General features: G+C 35.1%; 1 protein-coding gene. It reads right to left on the minus strand.

Annotated features, from left to right (window positions below):
* Nucleotides 1-187: 187 nt before the first annotated feature.
* Nucleotides 188-1,171: a DMT family transporter gene (locus H6S82_RS32420; protein ID WP_190468864.1), complete on the minus strand. Its 984-nt coding sequence runs from the start codon at nucleotides 1,169-1,171 to the stop codon at nucleotides 188-190.
* Nucleotides 1,172-1,597: the final 426 nt, after the last annotated feature.

Genomic DNA, 1,597 nt, shown 5'->3' on the forward strand with positions numbered 1-1,597 from the left:
AATCCGACTGAATACATATTTTATTTCTTCAGTCCACTTGAGTGGACTTTCGCTATTAGCCTTCTGAGTGCTTTCGTTAATCACAATTCCGAGTTCCTTCTCAGTGAAGGTTTGGAATCCATCGAATTATTTTTCAATTAAGGTGATTCAAGTGTGGGGAATCTCAACCTCGATCGCTCTTCCGTACTTAATTATCCTCAAAATCGATCGCAACCAATGGACTAGATACCGCGAAATACAGCCCCACTAAAATTACAGCAAATGCCAATAAATTGAGCCAAGCTAATGTTTCTCCAAATATCCACCAAGCAAACATACCTGTCAAAATTGGTTCTAGCAAAAAAACTAGAGCCACAAAAGATGCAGATAATTTCTGAATACTATATATTGTTAAAAAATGTACTAGCATACCATTAATCCCCAAAAGAATAAGACCATACCACCCTTGCCACGATATGGGGAATAGTTGCTCTTGGTTAATTAAAGCAATCGGTAAAGTTAGAATAACTCCTAACCCGTAACACCAGAGAATTGTGGTGTCAGCACTCACTTGAGATCTCACTCTTTCTACAGTCATTAAATACGCCCCAAATACCATACTAGAGACTAGGCTAACAAGATCTCCTTGGATGTTGTCAGTTTCTAATTTCAGGTCATTTAATCCAAGTAAAATCATTCCCCCTATAGCTATAGCAGTACCCATCAAGAAGTTTTTATGAAAGCGTTTTTTGAAAAACAACCAGCCCACTATTGTAGTAAAAAAAATGGAGAAATTATGAATCAATGCAGAGTTGGCAACATTAGTCTGAGTCAGAGACCATGACCATAAAACCGACATCGCAGCTAGAAAAGATCCTGATAATAATAATAAGAATATTGTCTGATTAGTATAAGGTATTGCCAGGGATTTCTCCTCATCAAGTTGACTAGACAGATTTGGAGATTTAATCCAAAAGCGGCGTGCAGCTGCCAAGCCATGCCATAATAGTAAAACTGTTGTGGCTATCCAGTAGCGGTTAAAGATGATCGCATCTGGTCCGATTTCGGTTTGGCAAAATCGCATCAATATTGGTGTGAAGGTACAAATGATAACAGCTACTAATATAGCCGCGTTTGCCAGCAAATTTGATTCTTTTGTGACAATTTGTGGGGATTGCTCTAACATTGACATAAGGAAAATTGCAGTTGATTCAAATTTAAATTGTAACTGCTATTTTAGCATATTTTATTAAAAAATATTAAATAATGTTAGATTATTTATAGTTGTACAAGTTTAAAAGCAATATGGCCACGATGGCTTAATTCCATCACACTCATTCCTGTAGCTTTGAAGTTAAATAACTCTGTATGAACTCTTTCTAGAAAAGTAAGCAGATATTATTTATAGATAAGAAAATGTTCTGACTTTTATTATGATAAAGGCAAGATTGCTCACGGATTTGTAGTTTCGAGTGATGGGTATCATGTTTTGTTAGATTTGCGATCGCACTTCTTTTGCAATAACCTAAACACCCGTAATTTGATTTTTAATTACAAATCAGATATTTCATATTTAACAATCAATTCAATCTATAATAAAAAAGTTTCTAATAATTTC

Origin of the sequence: Planktothrix sp. FACHB-1355, from assembly GCF_014748295.1 — a bacterium.
In the GTDB taxonomy this organism is placed as follows: Bacteria; Cyanobacteriota; Cyanobacteriia; order Cyanobacteriales; family Aerosakkonemataceae; genus Aerosakkonema; species Aerosakkonema funiforme_A.